This window comes from Amaricoccus sp., from assembly GCF_036846665.1.
In the GTDB taxonomy this organism is placed as follows: domain Bacteria; phylum Pseudomonadota; class Alphaproteobacteria; order Rhodobacterales; family Rhodobacteraceae; genus Amaricoccus.
Genome location: NZ_DAIUBO010000384.1, coordinates 1 through 2,131, shown reverse-complemented (window position 1 = coordinate 2,131; position 2,131 = coordinate 1). Strand labels below are relative to the sequence as shown.

2 protein-coding genes are annotated in these 2,131 nt (G+C 72.6%); both read right to left on the bottom strand.

Annotated elements, in window-relative coordinates; translation table 11 throughout:
- Window positions 1-143: 143 nt before the first annotated feature.
- Window positions 144-929, bottom strand: a complete 786-nt coding sequence (locus tag V7050_RS20590; protein WP_324374469.1) for an ABC transporter ATP-binding protein — start codon at window positions 927-929, stop codon at window positions 144-146.
- The coding region (locus tag V7050_RS20585) for a pyridoxal phosphate-dependent decarboxylase family protein (RefSeq protein ID WP_324411227.1) at window positions 922-2,131 on the bottom strand (1,210 nt) is incomplete at its 5' end. The genes V7050_RS20585 and V7050_RS20590, both read right to left, overlap by 8 nt.

Genomic DNA, 2,131 nt, shown 5'->3' with positions numbered 1-2,131 from the left:
CCCTGGACGGCGCGCTTGCGCGCCGGCCCCCCGCAGGGCCGGCGCGGCCCGATCGACACCTGTCGATCGGGCTGGGGACACCCGGCCGGCACGGGCAGGACATCGACCGCGAGGATCGGCCCCGTCGCCCGGCCCCGCCATCCTCAGACCTCCTCGCCCATGCCGGCGCGCAGCCCGTCGCGCACGCGACCCGCGATCTCGAGGAATTCCCGGCTCTCGCGGATATGCAGCGGCCGCTCGCGGGGCAGCGGGCTCTCGATCACGTCCGTCACCCGCCCCGGCCGCGGCGACATCACCACGATGCGCGTGGAGAGATAGACCGCCTCCGGGATCGAATGCGTGACGAAGGCAATGGTCTTGCCCGTGCGCGCCCAAAGCGCCAGCAATTGCTCGTTGAGCTTGTCGCGCACGATCTCGTCGAGCGCCCCGAAGGGCTCGTCCATCAGGAGCAGGTCGGCATCGAAGGCCAGCGCCCGCGCGATCGAGGCGCGCTGCTGCATGCCGCCCGACAATTGCCAGGGATAGCGGTTCTCGAACCCCGCCAGCTCCACCATCTCCAGCACACGGGCCACCCGCGCCGCCTGCTCCGAGCGCGCGTAGCCCATGATCTCCAGCGGCAGCCGCACGTTCCCCGCGATGGTCCGCCAGGGAAAGAGCCCGGCGGCCTGGAACACATAGCCATAGGCCCGCGCCCGCCGCGCCTCCGCCGGGCTCACCCCGTTCACCGCGATCGTGCCGCCCGTCGGCACCTCCAGATCCGCGGCCACCCTCAGGAACGTCGTCTTGCCGCAGCCCGACGGCCCGATGAAGCTGACGAAATCGCCCCTGCCGACGCTGAGATCCACGTCCTTGAGCGCATGCACCGGCCCGTCGCCGGTCTCGAAGACCAGGTTGAGGCCGCGGGCCTCGATGACCGGCCCGTCACGCATCGCGTTCCGCCCGCACTGCTTCCCAGGCGGCGAGGATCGCGGCGACGGCGATGTCGGCATCCGCCTCGCTGGTGGCGAAGCCGCTCACCGAAAGCCGGATCGTCTGCCGGCCCCGCCACTGGCCATGGGAAGGATAGCAGGCCCCCTCCGCCTGCACCCGCTGCAGGACGGCCCTTGTCATGGCATCGCCCTCGGGCCCCTCCGGCCCGAAGCTCAGCGCCACCTGGTTGAGCCGCACCTCGTTCAGCACCGTGATCCCCGGCTGCTGGCCCAGCCGGTCGGCCATGCCGCGCGCCAGCCGGCAGCAGCGGCCGATGACCTCCAGCACGCCCTCCCGCCCCAGCGCCTTCAGCACCGCCCAGACCGGCACCCCCCGCGCGCGGCGCGAAAGCTCCGGCACGTAGTCCCCCGGATCGCGCAGGGTCTCCGAATTCGGCAGATAGGCGGCCGAATGCCCCATGGCGCGCTTGTGCGCCGCCCCGTCGCGCACGAAGACGAAGCCGCAATCATAGGGCACCTGCAGCCATTTGTGCCCGTCGACGGCCCAGCTGTCGGCCCGCTCTACCCCCTCGGCCTGGTCCCACAGCTCGGGATGGGCATTGGCCCAGAGCCCGAAGGCGCCGTCCACATGCAGCCAGGCCCCGGCCCCGGCCGCAAGATCCGCGATCGGCGCCATCGGATCGAGCGCCCCGGAATTGATGTTGCCGGCCTGGGCGATGACGATAGCCGGCCCCGCCACCCCGCGCAGCTCGGCGTCGAGTGCCACGGGCAGCATCCGCCCCTGATCGTCCGCGGCGGCAATCCGCACCCGCTCGTCGCCCAGCCCCAGCATGCGCAGCGCCACCCTGACCGAGGAATGCACCTCCGCGCCGACCACCACTGTGATCTCCGGCGCGCCGAAGAGCCCGCGCGCCTCCACGTCCCAGCCAACGCGCCGCAGCACCTCGTTGCGCGCCGCCGCCAGCGCCACGGCATTGGCCACGGTGGCCCCGGTGCAGAGGCCGAAGGAGCATTCCGGCGGCAGCCGCAGGAGCTCGATCAGCCAGCGCCCGGAAATCTCCTCCAGCGCGCTCGCCGTCGGCGTCGGCGTCGCCATGGTCGCCACCTGCGACCAGCCCGCGACCAGCATGTCCGCCGCGGTGCCGGCGGGATGCGCCGCGCCGATCACCCAGCCGAGGAAGCGCGGGCTCGCCATGTCCATC